Source organism: Pedobacter nutrimenti (genome assembly GCF_032678445.1).
Classification (GTDB): Bacteria; Bacteroidota; Bacteroidia; order Sphingobacteriales; family Sphingobacteriaceae; genus Pedobacter; species Pedobacter nutrimenti_A.
This window is the reverse complement of record NZ_JAVTSQ010000020.1, coordinates 100,023-106,510: the sequence shown is the minus strand read 5'-3', so window position 1 is coordinate 106,510 and position 6,488 is coordinate 100,023. Positions and strand designations below refer to the sequence as shown.

Sequence of the window (6,488 nt, the reverse complement as noted above, 5' to 3'; positions counted from 1 at the left end):
TTGATCAGGCTGGAGGGCATTTTTTAATGCCCTCCCCTTAAATTTGCCCAGAATTATTATTTATTATACTTAGATACATGAAGCAATTTTTTTTAGCCCTTGTCCTGGTACCCTCACTTTTAATGGCACAAAGCCGGGGAGCAGGAGAAAAGTCCGTAACCGTTTACACTACGGCAGACCAAACAGAACTCCGGATTTCAGAAACAGAAAAACTACATTTTAAAACTTTTAAACAGCCGCTGGAAACGCAGATCAGTGTCTTTGTAGATCCCGCAAAAACCTTTCAGACCTATATGGGGATTGGAGGAGCTTTAACAGATGCATCTGCAGAAACGTTTGCCAAATTACCTAAAACAGCGCAGAAGGAATTTTTAGCGGCTTATTACAGCAAGGATAAAGGAATCGGTTATACATTGGCCAGGACCTCTATTGCAAGTAGTGACTTTTCTACGGAGAGCTATGGTTATCTGGCAGAAAATGATGCGAGTTTAAAATCATTCAATGTCAGTCACGATAAAAAATACCGTATCCCTTTTATTAAACAGGCTATCGAAGCTGCCGGTGGAAAACTTCCTTTGTACGTAAGCCCGTGGAGTCCACCAGCCTGGATGAAAGACAACAACAATGTACTTCAGGGTGGAAAGTTGAAACCTGAATTCAGACAAAGCTGGGCTAACCATTATGTCAAATTTATCAAAACCTATGAAGCCTTAGGAATTCCGGTTTGGGGTTTAACGGTGCAAAATGAACCTATGGCCAAACAGAAATGGGAATCATGTATCTATACCGCAGAAGAAGAAAGAGATTTTATCAAAAATTTCTTAGGACCGACGCTTCACAAAGAAGGTTTGGCAGACAAGAAATTGATTGCCTGGGACCATAACCGTGACTTGATCTTTCAACGCGCAAGTACCTTACTTGAAGATGCCGACGCGGCTAAATACGTCTGGGGTATTGGTTTTCACTGGTATGAAACCTGGACCGGAGCCGGAATGCAGTTTGAAAACCTGAAGCGCGTTGCAGAAGCTTTCCCGGATAAGCACCTGATCTTTACCGAAGGTTGCGAAGAAAAATTTGACGCGGGCAGGCTAAAAGACTGGGCTTTGGGCGAGCGCTATGGCTATTCCATGATCAACGACTTTAATGCAGGGACAGTAGCCTGGACAGACTGGAATGTATTATTAGATGAAAACGGAGGGCCCAATCACGTGGGCAATTTCTGTTTCGCACCAATACATGCCGACACAAAGACAGGAAAACTCATCTATACCAATGCTTACTATTATATAGGCCAGTTTTCAAAGTTCATTCAAAATGGAGCAAAAAGAATTTCCAGCTCTGCCAGCCGCGACAATTTGTTGACCACCTCCTTTCTAAACCCCGACGGGTCAGTCGTTGTGGTGGTCATGAACCGTACTGACAAAGCCGTTCCTTACTACCTTTGGATGAAAGGCGAAGCCGCTGAAACCACCAGTATGCCGCATTCCATCAGTACCTTAATTATTAAATAAATGAACATGAACCAGATCAGGAAAGTTGCAGGAGCACTTTCCTTTTATGCGCTTTTATGCGCGATCCCTTTGTATACAAACGCACAGGGTTTCTTAAAGGCGGATGGGACAAAAATAGCAGATGAGAAGGGAAAAGAAGTTTTGCTCCGGGGCGTTGGCCTTGGGGGCTGGATGGTACAGGAAGGCTATATGCTGGGGCTCCAGCAGGAAGGGCAGCAATATAAGATCAGAGAAAGGATACAAGCCTTAATCGGCGAAACAGAAACGGCAAAATTTTATGAAGGCTGGCTCAGTAACCATACCACAAGGCAAGACATCAAAGCGATGAAGGAATGGGGTTTCAATTCTGTCCGTCTGCCCATGCATTATGACTTGTATACTTTACCCATAGAAAAGGAACCTGTAGCAGGAAAAGATACCTGGCTTAAAAAAGGCTTTGCCTTAACAGACAGCCTTTTGAACTGGTGCAGGGAAAATAAGATGTACCTGATCCTCGACCTTCATGCTGCACCAGGCGGGCAGGGAAATGACCTGAATATTGCCGATCGGAATCCTGAGCATGCCTCCTTATGGGACAGCAAGGAGAATCAGCGTAAAACTGTAGCCCTCTGGAAGAAGCTTGCAGAAAGGTACGCTTCAGAGTCATGGATTGGCGGTTATGATATTCTGAATGAGCCCAACTGGGGATTCGAGGATCAACAAAATGATGCCCATGGCACAAAGGAACAAAAGAATGTACTTTTAAAACAAGTACTCATCGACATTACCAAAGGCATCCGGGAAGTGGATAAAAAACACCTGATCATTATTGAAGGGAATGGCTGGGGAAACAATTATAATGGCATGCTTCCACTATGGGACAACAATATGGTCCTGAGCTTTCACCGCTATTGGAATTATAATAATGCAGAGTCCATTAAGGGAATTCTCGAAAAGCGGGAGCAATACAAAGTGCCTGTCTGGGTTGGTGAAACAGGGGAGAACTCCAACGTTTGGTTTACAGAGTCCATCTCGCTGCTGGAAAAAAATGACATCGGCTGGTGCTGGTGGCCTTTAAAAAAACTAGGTTTTAATAATCCATTGGAAGTTCCGTCTAATCCCAACTATCAGCAGGTATTGGCTTACTGGAATAAAAAAGGTCCGGAGCCATCCAAAGAAACCGCTCTTAAAGGCTTAATGCAATTGAAAGACGATTTGAAATTTGACCACAATATCCAGCATCCCGATGTGATTGATGCCATGTTCAGACAGGTAAACACCACCTCTACAAAACCATTCAAGAACTGGGTGTTAAAAGAAAAGGGAAGCCTGGAGATCCTGGCTGTAGATTATGATTTTGGAAGAAACGGCTATGCCTATTTTGATAAAGACACCGCGGATTACCACAGTTCTACAGGCCTGACCACCGCAGGCAACCGCGGAAGGGTATATAGAAACGACGGGGTAGATATCAAAAAGGAATCAAAACACCAATATTATGTCAGCGACACAGAAGAGGGGGAGTGGCTTCAATACACTTTTACAGTAGAAAAAAACGGGCTTTACGCGATTGCACTGGAAACCTCTTCCAAAGGTAAAGCCGTACTGACAGTTGATGGCCGGAAACAAACAGGGATTCCAGCAAAAGTTAAACTGAGTAAAGGAATGCATCAGTTAAGAATTTTTATCGAACAAGGCGGTATAGATTTGAAAAAAATCACTTTATCTGCACTTTAAATGAAAAGATATCGGTTTTATCACTGATATCTTTTCATAATTCAAATAATTGTCCTTACTTGGTACATATTTTATATTTTCAGGTGAAATGGATGTAGGAATTATTGGATTAGGAGACATGGGTAAATTGTATGCGAAGTGTTTTGCAAAGGCAGGATATCAAGTATATGGGTCTGATTTACCCCAGTTCAGAGACAGGTTAAAAGAAGAGCTTGACCCTTTTGGTATCGGCATTTTGGAAGACGGTCATGCCGTATCACGCAGATGTGATGTCATCATTTATGCTGTAGAAGCAGAAAAAATAGCAGATGTCCTCAGTCAATACGGGGCATCAACTAAGTTCGGCGCCATTGTCGGCGGACAGACCTCCATCAAACATCCGGAAATAGCCGCATTTGAACGGTACCTGCCCGCAGATGTAAATATCGTTACCTGTCATTCCCTACATGGTCCTGCCTTTGATCCGGTAGGTCAAACCTTGATTATTATTCCTCACCGTACCACTAAAGAAGCCTACCAGCGAATGACAGATCTGCTGTCTTCTCTTGGATCCGATATGGTAGAAATCCCGGATTTTCATGTTCACGACCAGATTGTGGCCGATACCCAGGCAGCTACACATGTCGGTTTTGAAAGTATGGGCACCGCCTGGAAAGAGGCCGGTTTCTTCCCATGGGAAAACGACTCTTATATCGGAGGCATTGATAATGTGAAAATTCTGACCACCTTAAGGATCTTTAGTTATAAAGCGCACATCTACGGTGGTTTAGCCATTCTCAATCCCTATGCCCGCCAACAGGTGAAGCGTTATGCACAGTCTGAATCCGAACTGTTCAAGCTGATGATCATGGAAGAAGAAGCTCAATTCAGAACGCGTCTGTATAAAGCCCGGGACTTTATCTTTCATGAAGACCAAAAGCCCTTGTTGCTGGATGATAAAGTCATGAAAGAGTTTTCACTGGCCGGCAGCCCAGGTACAAGAAAACCCAATTCTCACCTGAGCCTGCTCAGTATGGCCGATGCCTGGTACAGCCTTGGGGTAAATCCATATGACAACCTGATCTGTCAAACACCCCCGTTTAAATTGAGATTAGGCATTGTAGAATACCTTTTCAGAAATGAAGAACTGCTGGAAGAATCCATCACTGCTGCATTGTATGATAAGAAAATCCGTGCCGACGATCTGGAATTTCATTCTGCAGTAAGGGAATGGTCCTCTATTATTGGCTATGGCGATATGGAGGGATATAAACAACATTTTGAACAAACCAAACAGTTTTTCGGCGACAGGCTTGAACAGGGCCGGCAGCGAAGCACAGAAATGATCCGAAGACTAAATATGGATTAATTTTGTAGTACGATCATTATTTTAATTATGCCAGCAAAGAGATTTAGAAAACATTACCGCCGTGCCAGATATGTTCTATACCGGGAAACCTTAATTGATACTAAAGAGCATATTTTAACTTTCCTTGGGTCTTTTACCGGAATAGCCTTGATCTGTTTGCTCAATAGTAAATATTTTGTGGCTAGTGATAACCTATTTCTGCTGGCCTCTTTTGGGGCCTCTTCGGTATTAATTTATGGTATTATCAATAGCCCTCTTGCACAACCCAGAAATTTAATCGGAGGTCATGTTGTATGTGCCTTAGTTGGGGTTACTGTACATAAATTGATTCCTGGCGAAATCTGGCTGGCCTGTGCCTTGTCTGTTTCCATTTCTATCGTATTGATGCAGGTAACTAAAACTTTGCATCCACCGGGGGGAGCGACTGCATTACTGGCCAATGTTGGTGGGAAAAAAATCCTGGATATGGGCTATCTGTTTGTCCTTACGCCGGTGCTCAGTGGCGTGTTGATCCTGTTGGCAGTGGCGCTGATCTTTAATAATCTTCGCCACCGCAGGTATCCTCATCATGGCTGGTTCAGTAAAAAAAGATAAATATACTCCTATGAAGAAACTGATTTTAAGCGCGCTTCTTGTGAGTTGTTCCTGGGGAGTATTTGCTCAGGACATGGACTATGCCAGAAAGATCGTAAAGACATTGGCCTCTCCAGCATTTAAAGGTCGGGGATATGCGGAAAAGGGAGATCAGATCGCCTCAGCATTTATAGCCGGAGAATTTAAAAAGTCAGGCCTGCTCCCCTTAAATGGAAACGCCTATTTTCAGGATTTTGATCTTTCAGTAAACACTTTTCCTGGCGATGTGAAGGTTGAGCTTAACGGGAAAAGATTGACAACGGGAGCCGATTATCTGGTAGAAGCCTCCAGCCCCTCTATCCAGGGGCATTTTCAGGTGATCACAGCAGACCGGACTTCTCTGAACAGTGTAGAAAAAGTACTTGCTCTGGTAGAAAAGGCAAAAGATGCCTTTATACTCCTGAACGATCAGGTTAAGCCTTCAGAAGAAGGCCCTGAAGAAAGAAAAATAATCTCTCAGGCCATAGAAGCCCTGAAATACGATGAGAACTTAAAATTTAAAGGGCTGATCGTTTGCACAGCTGATAAACTGACCTGGACTACTTTATCTTTCCAAACCATCCGTCCGGTCATTGTTGTGAATAATAAAGGTCTTGATCCTAACAGTATCCAAAATATAACACTGAACATCGAAAGCCGTTTTATCCCGAAATACACCACCAGAAATGTAGTCGGAATGCTTAAAGGAACATCCGGATCCGATTCTACATTAGTGATCTCGGCCCATTTTGACCACCTGGGCTTAATGGGTAACAAAGTCTATTTTCCCGGAGCGAATGACAATGCCAGCGGCACGGCCATGCTGCTGAGTTTTGTAAAGGAATATGCTCGGCATCCACCAAAATACAATACTGTATTTCTGGCCTTCTCAGGAGAGGAAATTGGACTTTTAGGTTCAAAAGCATTTGTTGAACACCCGCTTACCGACCTGAAGAAAATTAAATTCCTGGTGAATTTTGACCTGGCCGGAACGGGAGAAGAGGGCATTAAAGTTGTGAATGGCAGTATTTTTAAAGCGCAGTTTAACCGTTTGGCCAAACTCAACCAGCAAGGCCACCTGCTGCCTAAGGTAGAGATCAGAGGTGCGGCCTGCATCAGTGACCATTGCCTCTTCTACGAAAAAGGCGTTCCTTCCTTCTTTATTTATACCCAAGGTGGGATTAAAGCCTATCACGACATCTACGACCGGTCGGAAACTTTGCCGCTCACAGAATTTGCACATTATTTCCAGTTGATACAAAGATTTTTTGCTGGTTTTTAAACTATCTTTGCCGCTCAAA

5 protein-coding genes are annotated in these 6,488 nt (G+C 43.5%); all 5 read left to right on the top strand.

Annotation, left to right across the window (positions count from 1 at the left end):
• Window positions 1-77: 77 nt before the first annotated feature.
• The 5 genes from R2S08_RS27190 (at window position 78) to R2S08_RS27170 (ending at window position 6,469) form a co-directional block, all read left to right on the top strand.
• Window positions 78-1,511, top strand: coding sequence for a glycoside hydrolase family 30 protein (locus R2S08_RS27190; protein WP_316838048.1), 1,434 nt, complete (start codon window positions 78-80; stop codon window positions 1,509-1,511).
• A 6-nt stretch (window positions 1,512-1,517) separates the two neighbouring features.
• Entirely contained in the window at window positions 1,518-3,227 is a 1,710-nt protein-coding gene (locus tag R2S08_RS27185; RefSeq protein WP_316838047.1) for a cellulase family glycosylhydrolase, read from the top strand.
• Window positions 3,228-3,315: 88 nt separating this feature from the next.
• Window positions 3,316-4,575 (top strand): prephenate dehydrogenase, encoded by a 1,260-nt coding sequence (locus R2S08_RS27180; RefSeq protein ID WP_316838046.1) that lies wholly within the window; start codon window positions 3,316-3,318, stop codon window positions 4,573-4,575.
• Window positions 4,576-4,602: 27 nt separating this feature from the next.
• Window positions 4,603-5,169, top strand: coding sequence for an HPP family protein (locus R2S08_RS27175; RefSeq protein ID WP_133778875.1), 567 nt, complete (start codon window positions 4,603-4,605; stop codon window positions 5,167-5,169).
• 10 nt (window positions 5,170-5,179) lie between these two features.
• The gene (locus R2S08_RS27170) at window positions 5,180-6,469 is read left to right on the top strand and encodes a M28 family metallopeptidase (protein ID WP_316838045.1); all 1,290 of its coding nucleotides are present in this window, start codon (window positions 5,180-5,182) and stop codon (window positions 6,467-6,469) included.
• Window positions 6,470-6,488 lie beyond the last annotated feature (19 nt).